We start from the raw sequence: 16423 nt of genomic DNA, 5'->3' as shown, positions 1-16423 counted from the left end.
ATATTCCTAAAAGTTAGTTTATTTAAATAATTAACACGCTTAGGGTATATGCACCGGACCACCGGACATTCCTGATTTTTCTGTTTATTTCATTGAATGCGAGGTCGGTATGGTCAGAATTACCCCGGTGCGCAACGCCAGGGCATTGCGTGCAGCCAAGGAGCGGCGCTGATGTCTAACTTGGCTCTAACACCCCCCCAGAGTGATCTGGACGTAGCCCCCCTGCTGTTGCCCGCCACGGTGTTGCGCAACGACGCTCAGGCACTGAGTGCAGCCCGCGAACTGGCCCAGGCTGCACGCCTGCACGCCGCCCAGCGCGACCAGCAACGCAAACTGCCCTGGGCGCAGCTCGAACAGTTCACCCGTAGCGGCTTGGGCAGTATTTCCATTCCCCGTGAATACGGCGGCCCACAGGTGTCGTTTGTGACCCTGGCCGAAGTCTTCGCGATCATCAGCGCAGCCGACCCGGCACTCGGGCAGATCCCGCAGAACCATTTCGGCATCTTGCACGTATTGCAGGGCACCGCGACCGAGCGTCAGAAAAAGCAGCTGTTCCAGAGCGTGCTCGACGGCTGGCGCATCGGCAACGGCGGCCCGGAACGCGGCACCAAAAATACCCTGGAGCTCAAGGCACGCCTTACGGCCGAAGGTGATGGGTACGTGGTCAGCGGCCAGAAGTTCTACTCCACCGGCGCCCTGTTCGCTCACTGGGTGGCAATCAAGGCCCTGAACGATGACGGCAAGCAGGTCATGGCCTTTGTGCGTCGCGGCAGCGAGGGTCTGCGCATCGTCGATGACTGGTCGGGCTTTGGCCAACGCACCACCGCCAGCGGCACCGTCTTGCTTGATCGCGTGGCCGTGGAGCCGGAACTGGTCATCGACAACTGGCGCCTGGGCGAGAGCCCGAATATCCAGGGGGCCGTGTCGCAGCTGATCCAGGCCGCCATCGACGCTGGCATCGCCCGAGGCGCCCTCGACGATGCCATTGCCTTCGTGCGTGAACGCTCACGCCCGTGGATCGACGCCAAGGTCGAACGGGCCAGCGACGACCTGTATGTGATCGCTGATATCGGCAAGTTGAAGATCGAACTGCACGCCGCCGAAGCCCTGCTGCGCAAGGCCGGCCAGGTGCTTGACCAGGTCAGCGCTGCGCCGATCACCGCGCAGTCCGCCGCCCACGCCTCGATTGCCGTGGCCGAGGCCAAGGTGCTGACCACCGAAGTGGCGTTACAAGTCACCGAGAAGCTCTTTGAACTGGCCGGCAGCCGCGCCACCCTGGCCGAATTCAACCTTGACCGTCACTGGCGCAACGCCCGGGTGCACACCCTGCACGACCCGGTGCGCTGGAAGTACCACGCCATCGGCGCCTATCGGCTCAACGGCACCTTGCCGGCTCGTCATTCGTGGATTTAACCAACCAGAACACTTTTTCCACGAGCTTCTGGAGAAACTCATGACCCTTTCTCACCCCGTCGCGGTCATCACCAGCGACGAACAAGCGCTTATTGTCGCCAGCGATATTGCTGAAGACTTGCGCCGCGACAGCGCCCAACGCGACCGCGAACGCCGCCTGCCATTGCCCGAACTGGACGTGTTTTCCCGCTCTGGCCTGTGGGGCATCAGCGTGCCCAAGGCCTACGGTGGCGCGGGCGTGTCCAACGTCACCCTGGCCAAGGTCATCGCACTGATCGCCCAGGCCGATGGCTCGTTGGGCCAGATTCCGCAAAACCATTTCTATGCCCTCGAAGTACTGCGCGTGAACGGCAGCCCCGAACAGCAGCAACGCCTGTACGCCGAGGTGTTGGCCGGCCAACGCTTTGGCAACGCCTTGGCGGAGCTGGGCACCAAGACCGCCCACGACCGCATTACCAGCCTCACCCGCGACGGCGACGGTTTTCGCATCAACGGGCGCAAGTTCTACGCCACCGGCGCGATCTACGCCCAGCGCATCCCCACTTCGGTGGTGGATGCAAATGGCGTGCAGCAACTGGCCTTCGTACCGCGTGACAGCGAGGGACTGACGGTGATCGACGACTGGAGCGGCTTCGGCCAGCGCACTACCGGCAGCGGCTCGGTAGTGTTCGACAACGTGTGGGTCGCGGCGCAAGACGTGGTGCCGTTCCAGAGCGCTTTCGAACGCCCGACCACCGTCGGCCCGCTGGCGCAGATCCTCCACGCAGCCATCGACACCGGCATCGCCCGCGCGGCCTTTGAGGACGCCTTGCATTTTGTGCGCACCAAGACCCGCCCATGGATCGACGCCGGCAACGACAAGGCCACCGAAGACCCGCTGACACTCAAGAGCTTCGGCCACCTGAGCAGCCGGCTGCACGCCGCCGAAGCCTTGCTGGAACGCTCGGGTGAATTCCTCGACCGCGCCCAGGCCGACAGCAATGCCCAGACCGTCGCCGCAGCCTCCATCGCCGTTGCCGAAATACGCGCCCTGAGTACCGAAATCTCCCTGGCGGCCGGCAGCACCCTGTTCGAACTGGCTGGCAGCCAGGCGACCCTGGCCGAACACGGCCTGGACCGCCACTGGCGCAACGCCCGGGTGCACACCCTGCACGACCCGGTGCGCTGGAAATACCATGCGGTTGGCAACTACTACCTCAACGATGAAAACCCGCCGCTGCGGGGGACCATCTGATGAGCAAAAAAAAGATCCTGCTCAATGCTTTCAACATGAACTGCATCGGGCACATCAATCACGGTTTGTGGGCTCATCCACGAGACAACTCGACCGAGTACAAGACCCTCGAATACTGGACTGAACTGGCGAAGATCCTTGAGCGCGGGTTGTTCGACGGTTTGTTCATCGCTGATATCGTCGGCGTGTATGACGTCTATCAGGACTCCATTGACGTGCCCCTCAAGGAGTCGATCCAGCTACCGGTCAACGACCCGCTGCTGCTGGTGTCGGCCATGGCCGCAGTCACCCAGCACCTTGGCTTCGGCCTCACCGCCAACCTCACCTACGAACCGCCGTACCTGTTCGCCCGGCGCATGTCGACGCTGGATCACCTGAGCCGTGGCCGGGTGGGTTGGAACATTGTCACCGGCTACCTCGACAGCGCCGCCAAGGCCATGGGCCTTACCGAACAGGTCGAGCATGACCGGCGCTACGACCAGGCCGATGAATACCTGCAGGTGTTGTACAAGCTCTGGGAAGGCAGCTGGGAAGACGACGCGGTGCGCAACGATCGCCAAGCGCGGGTGTATGCGCAACCGGGCAAGGTGCACAAGGTAGAGCACCACGGCGAGTTCTATCAGGTGGAGGGTTACCACCTGTGCGAGCCCTCGCCGCAGCGCACGCCGGTGTTGTTCCAGGCCGGCAGTTCCGAGCGCGGCTTGCTGTTCGCCGGGCGGCATGCCGAGTGCGTGTTTATCAGCGGGCAGAACAAAGCCGCGACCAAACGCCAGGTGGACAAGGTGCGCGCCAGCGCAGTGGAGGCTGGGCGCAACCCGGACGACATCAAGGTGTTCATGGGCCTTAACGTCATCGTTGGCGCTACTGAAGCGTTGGCCTGGAACAAGCACGCCGAGTACCTCAGCTACGCCAGCGCGGAAGCCGGCGTGGCGCACTTCTCGGCCTCGACCGGGATTGATTTTGCCCAGTACGCGTTGGACGAACCGATCCAGTACGTCAAAAGCAACGCGATCCAGTCGGCCACCCAGAACCTGCAGAACAACGACTGGACCCGGCGCAAATTGCTTGAACAGCACGCCTTGGGCGGGCGCTATATCACCCTGGTGGGCTCGCCTGAACAGGTGGCCGATGAGCTGGAATCCTGGATCAGCGAAACCGGGCTGGATGGTTTCAACCTGACGCGCATTGTGACGCCAGAGAGCTATGTGGATTTCATTGAGCTGGTGATACCGGAGTTACAACGACGGGGCTCGTACAAGACGGAATATGCGCAGGGAACGCTGCGGGAAAAAGTCTTCCACGACACGGCCCGCTTACCCAGCCAACACACCGGCTCTACCTACCGCCACATTGTTTGATCGTTCCCACGCTCCGCGTGGGAATGCCTCTTGGACGCTCTGCGTTCGCTTGTGGGACGCGGAGCGTCCCTGGCGGCATTACCACGCGGAGCGTGGGAACGATCTAGCTACCTAAGACCTTATGACTGGAAAACCACTATGAAAAAGACATTCCTAAACCACCCAGTCAAAGCACTGGCCCTGGCCTTCGGCTTATTCAGCTCGGCGGTATTTGCCGCCGACGCCCCGCTGAAAATCGGCACCACCGCTGCCTTCGCCATTCCGCTGGAAGCCGCCGTAGAAGAGGCCGGCAAGCAGGGCCTGAAGGTCGAACTGGTGGAGTTCACCGACTGGATCGCGCCCAACGTCAGCCTCGCCGCCGGCGATATCGACGTGAACTACTTCCAGCACATCCCCTTCCTGGAAAACGCCAAGGCCGCCGCCGGGTTTGACCTGGTGCCGTATGCGCCAGGCATCATCAATAACGTCGGGCTGTATTCGAAAAAGTACAAAAACTTCAACGAGCTGCCCGCAGGCGCCAGCGTGGCGATTGCCAACGACCCGATCAACAGCGGTCGCGGCCTGCAACTGCTGGCCAAGGCCGGGCTGATCACCCTCAAGCCGGGTGTGGGCTACAAAGCCACCGAAGAAGACATCGTCGCCAACCCGAAAAACATCAAGATCCTGCAAGTGGAAGCGGTGCAACTGGTGCGCGCCTATGACGACGCCGATCTGGTGCAGGGCTACCCGGCGTACATCCGCCTGTCCAAGACCTTCGATGCCGAGTCGGCGCTGCTGTTCGACGGCCTCGACCACCCGGAATACGTGATTCAGTTCGTCATCCAGCCCAAGAGCAAAACCGACCCACGGGTGATCAAGTTCGTCGATATCTACCAGCACTCGCCGGTGGTGCGTGCGGCCTTGGACAAGTCCCTCGGCAAGCTCTATCAGGTTGGCTGGGAAGCTAAACCATGAGTGCCGCCAACGCCCGATTGCACGATCTGGTCCCTGCACCCAGCCACGCCGAACAGACTGAACTGCACCCGGACTTGAACCGCGCCCATGTGCGGTTCATCAACCTGGGCAAAACCTATGACGGCACGGTGCATGCGCTGCAAGGCATTGACCTGGCGATCCAGCGTGGCGAAGTGTTCGGCATCATCGGCCGCAGCGGCGCCGGCAAGTCATCGCTGATCCGCACCATCAACCGCCTGGAACAACCCAGCAGCGGACGGGTGCTGATCGACCAGGTGGACATCGGCAGCTTCGATGAAGACCACCTGGTGGCGCTGCGGCGACGCATCGGCATGATCTTCCAGCACTTCAACCTGATGTCAGCCAAGACCGTGTGGCAGAACGTCGAGTTGCCGCTCAAGGTCGCCGGTGTACCCCAGGCACAACGCGCGCGAAAGGTGCATGAACTGCTGGAGCTGGTAGGCCTGCAAGACAAACACAAGGCGTACCCGGCGCAGCTGTCCGGCGGGCAAAAGCAGCGCGTCGGCATCGCCCGCGCGCTGGTGCACGACCCCGAGATTCTGCTGTGCGACGAAGCCACCTCGGCCCTCGACCCGGAAACCACCCAGTCGATCCTCGGCCTGCTGCGCGAGATCAACCAGCGCCTGGGCCTGACCATCGTGCTGATCACCCATGAGATGGCGGTGATCCGCGACATCTGCCACCGCGTAGTGGTGCTGGAGCACGGGCGTATCGTCGAGCAAGGCCCGGTGTGGCAGGTGTTTGGCGATCCGCAACATGAGGTCAGCAAGACCCTGCTCGCACCGCTGCAACACGGCTTGCCGCCAGAGTTGCAAAGCCGCCTGCAACCCACGCCAGCCTCGGCCGACGCCGCACTGGTACTGCGCCTGCAGTTCACCGGCAGCGACACCCTGGAGCCAGACCTCGCGGCACTGTTCAGTGCCCTCGGCGGCCGTGTGCGTTTACTGCAAGGCGGCGTGGAACGCATCCAGGGGCATGCCTTGGGGCAACTGCTGCTGGCGGTGAATGGATCGCCGCACAACGCCGAAGAACTGCGCAAACGCGCGGCCAATTGGGCACAACAGGTGGAGGTGCTGGGCTATGTGGTTTGATCGTTTAGTGCAGGGCGCCATCGACACCTTGTTGATGGTGGGGGTGTCGTCGCTGATCGCGCTGCTGGTGGGCATTCCGCTGGCGGTCTTTCTGGTCACCAGCGACAAGGGCGGCATCTACCAGGCACCGGCCCTTAACCGCGTGCTGGGAGCGTTCGTGAATCTGTTCCGCTCCATTCCGTTTCTGATCCTGATGGTGGCGCTCATCCCGTTCACGCGCCTGATCGTCGGCACCACCTATGGCGTCTGGGCGGCAGTGGTACCGCTGACCATCGCCGCCACGCCGTTCTTTGCACGCATCGCTGAAGTGAGCCTGCGCGAGGTCGACCATGGCCTGATCGAAGCCGCGCAGGCCATGGGTTGCCGCCGCTGGCACATCATCTGGCATGTGCTGTTGCCAGAGGCGTTACCCGGCATCGTCGGCGGCTTCACCATCACCCTGGTGACCATGATCAACTCATCGGCCATGGCCGGGGCGATCGGCGCCGGTGGCCTGGGCGATATTGCCTACCGCTATGGCTACCAGCGCTTCGATACGCAGATCATGCTCACGGTGATTGTGCTGCTGGTGGTGCTGGTGGCGGTGATCCAGCTGAGCGGGGACCGATTGGCGCGGGTATTGAACAAGCGCTGACGTCACGGGCACTCATCCAATTGGGCAACGCTGGCACGGGGCACGAAGGTGATGGTTTTTTCCTTGGCCTGCCAGGGCCGCACGATGTAGCTGCCATCCGAGTCGGCCATCACTCGCAGTTTTACGCTGCGCTTGGGGTTGTCGGCGTCTACCAGCGCGCCGGGGACCTTGGCCTCTGCCGCCCAGGTCATCAACGTACAAACGCGCCCTCCCGAGGCGGAGCCTTGCAGCGGCAGGCCACCCAACTTGGCCCCGCTCGCCGGGATCAGCCCGAGTAAAACGATGAGCGCAAAGGCCACCAATGAGGCGAACGCAACCGGGTTTTTCTGGACGCGCATGCGCACCACCAAGCAGGCGGCGCTCCCCTGGATCAAGACCAGCACGCCCAGTTCGGCGGCCATGAACGGCGCAAAGAACACGGCGCTATCGGAGTACTCGCTGAAGGCGCGGGAGACCGGCACCGTCACCATCAGAATGACCACCATTTGAACGACCCCGGCGCCAGCACTGGCCAGCCAGAACTCGCCGGTCAGCTCACGCAGGGCAACATCGGCGGGCCGGGCACGAATGATGATGCCGACATAGGCCACTATCGCCGCCATGAATGCGACGATCCAGCTGAAGGTCAGCCAAAACCCACTTTCGGCGTTCACAGACAGGTATACAGCGGACATCCAGAAAACACCCATTACGACCAGACTGACAGTCCAATGCCCCAATAAGCGCCTATGCTGGGCCGTCTCTTGGGGCGACTGCGGGCGGAGATTGAGTTGATCACTCAGGCGCACACCGGTGCCGTTCAGGCGCGTGAACAAGATGAACGTGGGCACCAGGATCGACGCGCCCATCATGCCGATCACAAATACCAACATGGCGAACATGGCCGGCAGGGCAGTGAACGCCGACGCCGACAGGATACTCAGCGGCACCTTTTCCACCTGGATGTACTGGTACAGGTACAGGCCCGCCACCGAGAGAACCCCCACCGTCAGCGGCCAGGCACGCTCATTGAGCCAGAACAGCCCACTGCTCAATCTTGTGGCGTATTGGTCTACCTTGTTCGGTGCGGTGTCGTTGCCAACGGGTGAACATTTTTCCTCTTCCATGGATGTGTAGCCCTCTGCAAATGAGGGCCAAATCTTACCCATAATTTCCCGTGGCGGTCTGTCGGATGCGCGCATTGCGACTGCCGTGAAGTGCCCTACAGCGGATACACGGTTTTCAACTCAAGAGTGGGCCGGGGTATAGTCCCGCTACCTCAGCCGCAGCCGTGCGCCATGCCATGAAACTTGCTCCCGACGACCTCAACCAGATCACCTCCACCACCCTGGGCCATTACAACAAGGTGGCCGAAGACTTCCGTGAAGGCACTCGCGATCACGATGTGAGCCAGAACATCGACGCGCTGTTGCGGCATATCCAGGGCACGCCGCCGTTCACCGTGCTGGATTTCGGCTGTGGGCCAGGGCGGGATTTGCAGACGTTTACGCGCATGGGGCATATCGCCGTGGGCCTGGATGGCTCCGAGCGTTTTGCGCAGATGGCCCGCGAAGACAGTGGCTGTGAGGTGTTGCAGCAGGACTTTCTCAAGCTGGACCTGCCCGCCGAACGCTTCGATGGGGTGTTTGCCAATGCGGTGCTGTTTCATATTCCCAAGCAGGAGTTGCCCCGAGTGCTCAAAGAGCTGCACGGCGCGTTGAAGCCTGGGGGCGTGCTGTTCAGCTCCAACCCTCGGGGTGAGAACCAAGAGGGCTGGAATGGGCCGCGGTATGGCTCTTATCACGACCTGCAGGCGTGGCAGGCCTTGCTGACCGCGGCAGGGTTTGAAGAGTTGGAGCATTACTACCGGCCGGACGGGTTGCCGCGGGAACAGCAGCCTTGGTTGGCGAGTGTGTGGCGTAAACTTTAGTGCTGCATCGCCTGTACCTGCCTCATCGCAGGCAAGCCAGCTCCCACCTTTGGAATGCATTCCCCTGTGGGAGCGGGCTTGCCCGCGATGGCGCCGTAACGGGCAGCGTTATTTCACCTGATACACCACCGGCTCCTCCCCCTCCACAAGCACCGTCACACTGCGCCCGGCATACCCCTGTTTTTCCACCGCCGAGAAATTCGCCACCAGCCGCGTCCCATCGGCGAAGGTGGTTTGCTGCAGCTGTTTGTCCACCGTCAGCCAACGGAAACCAGTCATTTCCTGGGTCGCCAAGCGCTGGTGCAACGGCCGGAAGAAGCGGTCCTGGCGCTGAATAATCGGCAGCCGCGCCTTGAGCGTCGCAGCACTGAGGTGGTACAGCGGCGGCACGTTGTAGAGCAGTTGGGTCAGTTCATTGTCGCCCTGCACATTGCTCAGCTTGAGGCTGTCGAACAGCCAATGATGGGTGGTGATCACCGAGCCGTGGAACACCGCCTGATACAACGGCAGGCGCATCGTCGGTTCGAAATACAGCGTGCGAAACGGCTCCTTCAACGGCACCGATTTGAAGAACACCGCCGGTTGCTCCGTGGGGTACCAGTTGCCTACGAAGTACGGCGACTGCGGGTCATGGGTCATCTCGCGGTCACCCCAGCCGATCACCGGGGTCTGCATGCCGTGGGCAAACAGGATGCCCTGGGCGGTGATCGCGTTGCCGTCTTCGGAGCCTGTGACCAGCTTCGGCACGGTGTTGATCCAGCGGGAGGCGTCGATATTGCCTTCGGCGTTTTGTGCCTGGGTCATGCTGGCGTTGCTGCGATAGCTGTCGAACAGCATGCTGGTGGCGTAAGCATCGAGAAACCAGGCATTGAAGCCAGCCTTGGCGTGTACCGCCTTCACCCGCGCCTCCAGCAGCGGCCGGACACACCGCGGGTCGGTGTAATGGCCGGACTTCTGGAAACCGGTTTTCAGCTTGCCGTCTTTCAACACGATCGCGCAGTCGCGATAGGCCTTGGCGCCCAAGTGGGCAGTGGTCCAATCGGGGTTTTCGGTGGCGGACAGGGCCGTTTCATAGGAGTCGTAAGGCGCCATCAGAAAACCGGCTTCCACCCCCGCGCGAATCGCTTCGGGATGCCAGAGGCCACCCTCCCAACCTTCGCCCAAGGTCAGCAGAAGACGCTGCAGCCCGGCGTCGCGCAGGGTTTGAATCGTGCTACTGCCCCAGGTTTGCGGGCTGTCACTCAAGGCCCCCGCAAAGTCCACGGCCAGTTCACTGCGCAGCTCACCGTAGCGGGCGGCAAGGCGGGTCATGTCGGGCTCTTCCACCTGCCAGGCCTGCCGGGCCTTGGTGTTGATCGCCGCGTTGAGACCGCGCAGCAGCACGGTTTGCTCATAGCGATTCAAGGGAGTGGACTGCGCCAGCAGCTGTGCGCTCTCTTTGTCCATCAGCGTCTTGAGTTCATGGCTGCGCAGCCGTTTGATCAATGTTGGCCAATCACGCACATCGCCCAGAGCCAGCAGGCCGTTGTCCCAGACGTACACATGGCTGGCGCCCAGCAGCTTCTGGGCTTCGGGTGTTTGCCGCAGCTTGTCCGCCAACGGTTCATAGCGGCCCTGCTCCACCAGCCACTGGCGGTAGCGCTTGGCGCCAGCCAATGGGTCGGCATCGCCCAGGTACAGCCGCAGCGTCATCGGCGCATCAGGCGCCAGCGAGGTGAATTCATGGGCCGCGGAGAGGGCCATGCCGTTGCCGTCGGCTTGCCATTGCAGGCGGTTGTTGTAGGGGTTGGTCAACAGCCAGTTCAACGTGAAGCCACCGTGATCCACGCCCCACAGCGGCAGGCTCAGGTCCTGGGTGGTATTGAACTCACCCCGCTCCAGCAGAAACGTCTTCCAGATGGCATTGCCGGCAGGCACGTAATGCCCCTCGGCCAAGGGCCAGATCAACCCTCGCCCCATGGCCTCGGCAGGCTGGCGCAGCAGGGCCAGCTCACCGGGCTCGCGGGCGTTGATGGTCAAGGCCAGGTCGCGCTGTTGCAGGCGGGCGGTCAGGCGATAGGCGCCGTTGTCCCATTGCCAAGTGGCTTGATCAGGCGTGTTCTGCAATTGGCTGACGGCATGCGTGGCCACACCGCTGGATGCCTGCACCGAAGTCTGGCCTGCGGGTGTCACGCGCAGCGCCAGGGTGGCGGGGTCGAGTTCGACGCGCCACAAGGCGTTTTCCAGTACGGTGGCGGCGAAGGCAGGCGGTGCAAGGAGCAACGCGCAAAACAGCAAGGTGAAACGCAGGCACTGCATGAGGACCGACCTGGGTTTGGAATGAGGACCAGAGGGTACAGCATGCAGTAGTGAGCCAGGACGACATGGGGATTTTTCAGAAACTTCACACAGCCTCAGTCAGTTAAGGCTCTTTTGTAGGAGCGAGCTTGCTCGCGAAAAACTCACAGGCGCCGCGTTTACTCAGGAAGCACGCGTTATCGTTGACGTTTTTCGCGAGCAAGCTCGCTCCTACAGAATTAATCCTGTTGTGGCTGATGTTCCTGTTTCGGCTCGCGAATCTTGTACCAGGCCACATACAGCGCCGGCAGAAACAGCAACGTCAGCAACGTCGCAATGATGATCCCGCCAATCATCGCGTAGGCCATCGGCCCCCAGAACACCTCCCGCGCAATCGGGATCATGCCCAGGCTCGCCGCCGCAGCCGTCAGCAGAATCGGTCGACGCCGGTGTTCGGTGGCTTCCACCACCGCATCCCACGGCGTGTAGCCGGCCTCTTCGTACTCGTGGATCTGTGTGACCAGAATCACCGAGTTGCGGATGATGATGCCGATCAGCGCCAGGATCCCCAGGATCGCCACAAAGCCCATGGGCGTTCCCGTGGGGATCAACGCCAGCACCACGCCGATCAGCCCCAGTGGCGCGACGCTGGCTACCAGGAACATCTTCTGCACGCTGTGCAACTGGATCATCAGGAAGGTGGCCATCAGGAACAGCATCAACGGCACTACCTTGGCGATAGGTCCCTGAGCCTTGCCACTTTCTTCCACAGTGCCACCGGTGGCGACTTTATAGCCCACCGGCAAGCCTTCGCTGAATTTCTCGATGGTCGGCGCCAATTGCTTGACCAGGTCGGTCGGCTGCATCTCATCGCGCACCGCGGCCTTGATGGTAATCGTCGGCTTGCGGTCACGACGCCAGACCAGCGGCTGCTCCAGCTCGTAACGCACGGTGGCGAACGCCAGCAGTGGAATCGAGGTGCCGTTGGGCGTGACGATCTGCAGGTTCTGCAAGGTTTCCGGCGTACCGCGCTCGGCATCCTCGGCGCGGCCGACCACGTTGATCAGGTAGATATCGTCGTGCACCTGGGTCACCGCCGCGCCGCTGACCACGCTGTTCATCAACTGCGCCACGTCTTCCGACGAAAGCCCCAGTTGCCGCGCCTTGTCCTGGGCGATGTCGACGCGCAGCACTTTGCCCGGCTCGTTCCAGTCGTAGATGATCTCGCCCAGGTGGGTGTTCTGATCCAGCAAGGTCGCCAGTTCAATGGCGTGTTTGCGCACCTGGTCGATGTCTTTGCCGGACACGCGGTACTGGATCGGCCGCCCTACCGGCGGGCCCATTTCCAGCGGCTGCACGTAGCTGCCGATACCGACAAAATCATCGCGCAAGCGTTGTTGCAGGCGGGCGATCAGGGCGCCACGCTCTTCCAGGCCCTTGCTCACAATCACCAGTTGCGCGTAGTAGGGGTTTTCCAACTGCTGGTCCAGCGGCAGGTAGAAACGGATCGCGCCCTGGCCGATGTAGGTGCTCCAACGGGCGATATCGGGGTCGTCCTTGATGATCGCTTCGAGGCGGTCTACCGCCTTGCGCGTCTCGTTGATCGAGGCGTTTTGCGGCAGGTTCAGGTCGACGAGGATTTCCGGACGGTCCGACGACGGGAAGAACTGGTTCTGCACAAATTGCATGGAAAACACCGAGGCCACGAACAGCGCCACGGTGATACCAATCGCCCACCAACGGTTGCGCATGGCCCACAGCATGCCGCCATTGAAGGCACGGCCAATGCGCCCCGGCTCGGCGTTGTGCGGTTTCACATTGGCGCTGAGGATATGCACGCCGATCACCGGCGCAAACAGCACCGCCACCACCCACGACACCAGCATCGCCACGGCAATCACCGCGAACAAGGTAAAGGTGTACTCGCCCGCCGAACTGGCGTTGAGGCCAATCGGCACGAAGCCGGCGACGGTCACCAGCGTGCCGGTGAGCATCGGGAACGCCGTGGAGGTATAGGCGTAAGTCGCCGCCTGTTCCTTGGTTTCGCCTTTTTCCAGGCGCGTGATCATCATCTCCACGGTGATCATCGCGTCATCCACCAGCAGGCCGAGAGCGATGATCAACGCGCCCAGCGACACGCGCTGCATGGTGATGCCGCTGTATTCCATGAACACGAACACCAGCGCCAGCACCAACGGAATCGAGCACGCCACCACCAATCCGGCGCGCATGCCGAGACTGATAAAGCTCACCACCAGCACGATGATCACCGCCTCGAACAATGCGCTGGTGAAGCCGCCGACTGCCTCTTCCACCACTTCGGCCTGGTCGGAGACCTTGTGCACGCCGACGCCCACCGGCAGGTCGGCGGTCAGCTCGTCCATGCGCCCGTGCAGGGCCTTGCCGAACGACTGGATATTGCCGCCCTTCTGCATAGCGATGGCCAAGCCAATCGCCGGTTTGCCGTTGAAGCGAAACATCGGCCGCGCCGGGTCCACATAGCCACGACTGATGTCGGCAATATCCGCCAGCCGGTAGAAACGGTCATTGAGCCGCAGGTTGACGTTGGCCAGGTCTTTCTCCGAGGCGAACTGCCCGGAGGTGCGCACGGAGATGCGTTCCGGCCCTGCCTCGATCACCCCGGCGGGGGTCACGGCGTTTTGCGATTGCAGGCTTTGCACGACCTGGCGCTGATCAATCCCCAGAGCCGCGAGTTTGCGCGTGGAGAAATTCAGGTAGATCACTTCGTCCTGCTGGCCGATCATTTCGACCTTGCCCAGCCCCGGTACCGAACGGATTTCGGCGCGCACCTGCTCCACGTAATCACGCAGTTGACGCATCGACAGGCCATCGCCGGTAAAGGCATACACCGAGCCGAACACGTCACCGAATTCATCGTTGAACGACGGCCCCTGCAAACCCTGGGGGAAGGTGCCGCGAATGTCGTCGATCTTCTTGCGAACCTGGTACCAGATTTCCGGGATGGCCTTGGCACTGGTGGTGTCCTTGAGGAATACGAACACCGTGGACTCGCCGGGCCGGGTGTAGCTTTTCACGTAGTCGAGGGAGTCGAGTTCCTCGAGTTTTTTCTCGATGCGGTCGGTGACCTGCTTGAGGGTTTCTTCCTGGGTCGCGCCCGGCCAGCGGGTCTGGATCACCATGGTCTTGATGGTGAACGACGGGTCTTCTTCACGGCCCAGGTTCATGTACGAGAACACGCCCATCAGCAGCGCGACGAACATCAGGTACCAGACGAAGGACTGATGCTTGAGGGCCCAGTCGGATAAGTTGAAGCTCCCTTTCATCGCGGGCTGTCCTCGTCGATTTTGACTTTTTGCCCAGGTTTCAGGCTGTTCACGCCGGCAGTGACAATACGCTCGCCGGGTTTGACGCTGCCGTTGAGCAAGGCGCTGTGAGCATCACGGCTGATAACCGTGACCTCGCGGGGTTGTACGGTCTGGCTTTGGGTGTCGAGCAGCCAGATACGGGTCTTGCCGTCGAGTTCCTGCAAGGCGCTCAGGGGCAGTTCGATACGCGGGGCGATGGCGGTGCTCAAAGTCACGCTGATTGCCGTGCCCAGGCGGAACGCCGGCGGGGTTTCGGCCAGGCTCAGGCGTGCGCGACGGGTGCGCGTGGCGCTTTGGGCCTGAGGCTCGATCTCACGTACCACGGCAGTGGTGTGCACGCTGGGGTCCAGTTGGCCGGCGACCAGGAACACCACATCGGCAGGCAAGCGTTCAGCCAGGCCGGCGGGCAGGTCGATCACCGCTTCCTTGATGTCGGGACGGGCCAGGGTCACCACTTGCTGGCCGGCGCTGACTACTTGGCCGGCCTCAGCGTTCCAGGCGGTGACGATGCCGGCATGGTCGGTACGCAGTTCGGCGTAGTTGAGTTGGTCCTTGGCCTGGTTGACCGAAGCACGGGCCTGGTCGAGGGTCGCCTGGGTGGTTTTCAGGTCGGTCTGGGCCACGTCCAGCTGGGCCTGAGCGCCGACGCCACGGTTGAACAGCTCCTGTTGCCGCCGAGCGTTGGCCTGGGCGTTGATGAACTGCGCCTGTACACGCGCCAGGTCGCCCTGGGCAGCGCGTAATTGGTTCTGCTGGTCGGTGGGGTCGAGCACGGCGAGCAGCGCGCCCTTCTCCACTTCGGCGCCGACATCCACGGCGCGACGGGCGATGCGGCCCGGCACGCGGAAACCCAGGTTGCTTTCATAGCGGGCCTGGATGGTGCCGGCGAAACGACCGAGGTTTTCCTGTTCTTCAGCCTTCACTTCCATGGACAGCACCGGGCGTATGGGTTCGGGCGGCGCCTCTTCCTTGGAGCAGGCCATCAGCAACAGGCTGGCGGCGACAATGAGCGTCAATTGCTTCATGGCTGCGCTCCGGGTTGGGCGATCTCGACGACCATGCCGGGGTGCAGCAATTGCCCACCGGCTATCACGACTTTTTCACCGCCTTTGAGGCCCTCGCCGATGATCACTTTGCCGGTGAGGTAGCGCGCCACGGTGACCTTGTGCAACTGCGCCTTGCCTTCGCCGTCCACCAGCCACACGGCTGGCTCGTTGAGGTCTTTGGTCAGCGCTGACCAAGGCAGCTCGATGCTCGCCTTGGCCGGGCCATTGGCGGTGGCGCTGACCACCGACCCCAGTTCCATGCCCTTGGGCAGGCTTTGCAGGGCGATCTTCACTTGGACGGTGCCGGTATTGGCGGCCACGGCGGGCGTGACTTCGCGGACTTTGCCCACGGCCTTGATGCTCGGGTTGTCCAGCAGGCTCACCGTAATCGGCGCGTCGGGCGGCGGCTCCACCAGCAAGGACTCATACACGTTGAACACGGCGTCACGTTCGCCATCGCGGGCGAGGCTGAAGATCGGCACGGTGGCCTGTACCACTTGGCCGACTTCGGCCTGGCGCGCCGTGATGATCCCCGGGGCATCGGCAATCAGCGAGGTGTAGCCCAATTGTTCGCGGGCATTGGCCAACTGCGCCTGGGCGGCGGCCAGGGCACTTTGGCTGCTGCGCAGCGCGGCCTGGGCGGCGTCATATTCGCTGCGGCTGGTATAGCCTTTGGGCAGCAGTTTTTCCTGGCGCACAAAGGCGGCGGCGGTCTGCTTGACCCGCGCCTGTTCGGCCACGACCTGGGCCTGGGCCGAATCGACGTTGGTTTGCAGGTCCTTGGGGTCGAGCTTGGCCAGGACTTGCCTGGCTGTGACGCGGTCGCCCACGTCGACCATGCGCTGGATGATCTTGCCGCCCACGCGAAAGGACAGATCGGTTTGCACCCGCGCCTGGATATCACCGGTCAGCGTCACCGCCGCGGCGAAATCCGCCGACTGCACGGTTTGCACGAACACCCGTGAATGCTGCTTGGGCTCGGCTTTGTCCTGGCCACAGCCGCTGAGCAGCGCCAGGAGGCCAAGGCTGAAAATAAATGTCGAGGTGCGACCGCCCATGCAGGCTCCTTTTGCGTGATGCCGACGTTCAAGTGTGTATGCGACTGTGAGCTTAGATCAGGGTTCCTTATCTGCATGGAG

Annotated in this window: 12 protein-coding genes; 7 read left to right on the top strand and 5 right to left on the bottom strand. The window is 62.4% G+C overall.

Features of this window, described 5'->3' with window-relative positions; translation table 11 throughout:
* The first annotated feature begins 171 nt into the window (after window positions 1-171).
* The 6 genes from GIV26_RS11145 (at window position 172) to GIV26_RS11120 (ending at window position 6705) form a co-directional block, all read left to right on the top strand.
* Window positions 172-1413 carry an SfnB family sulfur acquisition oxidoreductase gene (locus GIV26_RS11145; protein ID WP_236280513.1) on the top strand — a complete coding sequence of 414 codons (1242 nt, stop codon included), beginning with the start codon at window positions 172-174 and terminating at the stop codon, window positions 1411-1413.
* Between the two features lie 40 nt (window positions 1414-1453).
* Window positions 1454-2647, top strand: a complete 1194-nt coding sequence (locus GIV26_RS11140) for an SfnB family sulfur acquisition oxidoreductase (RefSeq protein ID WP_236280510.1) — start codon at window positions 1454-1456, stop codon at window positions 2645-2647.
* Entirely contained in the window at window positions 2647-4005 is a 1359-nt protein-coding gene (locus GIV26_RS11135; protein WP_034125483.1) for an LLM class flavin-dependent oxidoreductase, read from the top strand. Before GIV26_RS11140 ends, GIV26_RS11135 begins: the two co-directional genes overlap by 1 nt.
* A 138-nt stretch (window positions 4006-4143) precedes the next feature.
* On the top strand, window positions 4144-4959 hold the full coding sequence (locus GIV26_RS11130; protein ID WP_054896665.1) for a MetQ/NlpA family ABC transporter substrate-binding protein: 816 nt from the start codon (window positions 4144-4146) through the stop codon (window positions 4957-4959).
* Window positions 4956-6071: a methionine ABC transporter ATP-binding protein gene (locus GIV26_RS11125; protein ID WP_236280507.1), complete on the top strand. Its 1116-nt coding sequence runs from the start codon at window positions 4956-4958 to the stop codon at window positions 6069-6071. Before GIV26_RS11130 ends, GIV26_RS11125 begins: the two co-directional genes overlap by 4 nt.
* Window positions 6061-6705, top strand: coding sequence for a methionine ABC transporter permease (locus tag GIV26_RS11120; protein ID WP_003187635.1), 645 nt, complete (start codon window positions 6061-6063; stop codon window positions 6703-6705). The genes GIV26_RS11125 and GIV26_RS11120 overlap by 11 nt, the downstream gene beginning before the upstream one ends.
* Before the next feature lie 2 nt (window positions 6706-6707).
* On the opposite strand, the gene GIV26_RS11115 is transcribed toward GIV26_RS11120, so the two are convergent.
* Entirely contained in the window at window positions 6708-7811 is a 1104-nt protein-coding gene (locus GIV26_RS11115) for a hypothetical protein (RefSeq protein ID WP_236280504.1), read from the bottom strand.
* A gap of 176 nt (window positions 7812-7987) precedes the next feature.
* On the opposite strand from GIV26_RS11115, the gene GIV26_RS11110 reads away from it, so the two are divergent.
* The gene (locus tag GIV26_RS11110; protein WP_096143911.1) at window positions 7988-8614 is read left to right on the top strand and encodes a class I SAM-dependent methyltransferase; all 627 of its coding nucleotides are present in this window, start codon (window positions 7988-7990) and stop codon (window positions 8612-8614) included.
* A 108-nt stretch (window positions 8615-8722) separates the two neighbouring features.
* Here GIV26_RS11110 and GIV26_RS11105 read toward each other — a convergent pair whose 3' ends face one another.
* From GIV26_RS11105 to GIV26_RS11090, 4 genes are all read right to left on the bottom strand, one after another.
* The gene (locus GIV26_RS11105; RefSeq protein WP_236280501.1) at window positions 8723-10912 is read right to left on the bottom strand and encodes a glycoside hydrolase; all 2190 of its coding nucleotides are present in this window, start codon (window positions 10910-10912) and stop codon (window positions 8723-8725) included.
* A gap of 218 nt (window positions 10913-11130) precedes the next feature.
* Window positions 11131-14196: an efflux RND transporter permease subunit gene (locus GIV26_RS11100; RefSeq protein WP_032894148.1), complete on the bottom strand. Its 3066-nt coding sequence runs from the start codon at window positions 14194-14196 to the stop codon at window positions 11131-11133.
* Window positions 14193-15263 carry an efflux RND transporter periplasmic adaptor subunit gene (locus GIV26_RS11095; protein ID WP_236280498.1) on the bottom strand — a complete coding sequence of 357 codons (1071 nt, stop codon included), beginning with the start codon at window positions 15261-15263 and terminating at the stop codon, window positions 14193-14195. The genes GIV26_RS11100 and GIV26_RS11095 overlap by 4 nt, the downstream gene beginning before the upstream one ends.
* Window positions 15260-16342 (bottom strand): efflux RND transporter periplasmic adaptor subunit, encoded by a 1083-nt coding sequence (locus tag GIV26_RS11090; protein WP_034125475.1) that lies wholly within the window; start codon window positions 16340-16342, stop codon window positions 15260-15262. Before GIV26_RS11090 ends, GIV26_RS11095 begins: the two co-directional genes overlap by 4 nt.
* Between the last annotated feature and the right edge of the window lie 81 nt (window positions 16343-16423).

Source organism: Pseudomonas sp. PA-1-3F, assembly GCF_021609665.1.
GTDB classification, from domain to species: domain Bacteria; phylum Pseudomonadota; class Gammaproteobacteria; order Pseudomonadales; family Pseudomonadaceae; genus Aquipseudomonas; species Aquipseudomonas paracarnis.
This window is presented reverse-complemented; position numbering and strand designations above follow the sequence as displayed.

What these genes read in the sequence shown, in the direction of transcription:
- GIV26_RS11120 (WP_003187635.1), top strand. Translation starts at nt 6,061, where the DNA reads ATGTGGTTTGATCGTTTAGTGCAGGGCGCCATCGACACCTTGTTGATG.
- GIV26_RS11100 (WP_032894148.1), bottom strand. Translation starts at nt 14,196, where the DNA reads ATGAAAGGGAGCTTCAACTTATCCGACTGGGCCCTCAAGCATCAGTCC.
- GIV26_RS11095 (WP_236280498.1), bottom strand. Translation starts at nt 15,263, where the DNA reads ATGAAGCAATTGACGCTCATTGTCGCCGCCAGCCTGTTGCTGATGGCC.
- GIV26_RS11140 (WP_236280510.1), top strand. Translation starts at nt 1,454, where the DNA reads ATGACCCTTTCTCACCCCGTCGCGGTCATCACCAGCGACGAACAAGCG.
- GIV26_RS11115 (WP_236280504.1), bottom strand. Translation starts at nt 7,811, where the DNA reads ATGGAAGAGGAAAAATGTTCACCCGTTGGCAACGACACCGCACCGAAC.
- GIV26_RS11110 (WP_096143911.1), top strand. Translation starts at nt 7,988, where the DNA reads ATGAAACTTGCTCCCGACGACCTCAACCAGATCACCTCCACCACCCTG.
- GIV26_RS11130 (WP_054896665.1), top strand. Translation starts at nt 4,144, where the DNA reads ATGAAAAAGACATTCCTAAACCACCCAGTCAAAGCACTGGCCCTGGCC.
- GIV26_RS11145 (WP_236280513.1), top strand. Translation starts at nt 172, where the DNA reads ATGTCTAACTTGGCTCTAACACCCCCCCAGAGTGATCTGGACGTAGCC.
- GIV26_RS11090 (WP_034125475.1), bottom strand. Translation starts at nt 16,342, where the DNA reads ATGGGCGGTCGCACCTCGACATTTATTTTCAGCCTTGGCCTCCTGGCG.
- GIV26_RS11105 (WP_236280501.1), bottom strand. Translation starts at nt 10,912, where the DNA reads ATGCAGTGCCTGCGTTTCACCTTGCTGTTTTGCGCGTTGCTCCTTGCA.
- GIV26_RS11135 (WP_034125483.1), top strand. Translation starts at nt 2,647, where the DNA reads ATGAGCAAAAAAAAGATCCTGCTCAATGCTTTCAACATGAACTGCATC.
- GIV26_RS11125 (WP_236280507.1), top strand. Translation starts at nt 4,956, where the DNA reads ATGAGTGCCGCCAACGCCCGATTGCACGATCTGGTCCCTGCACCCAGC.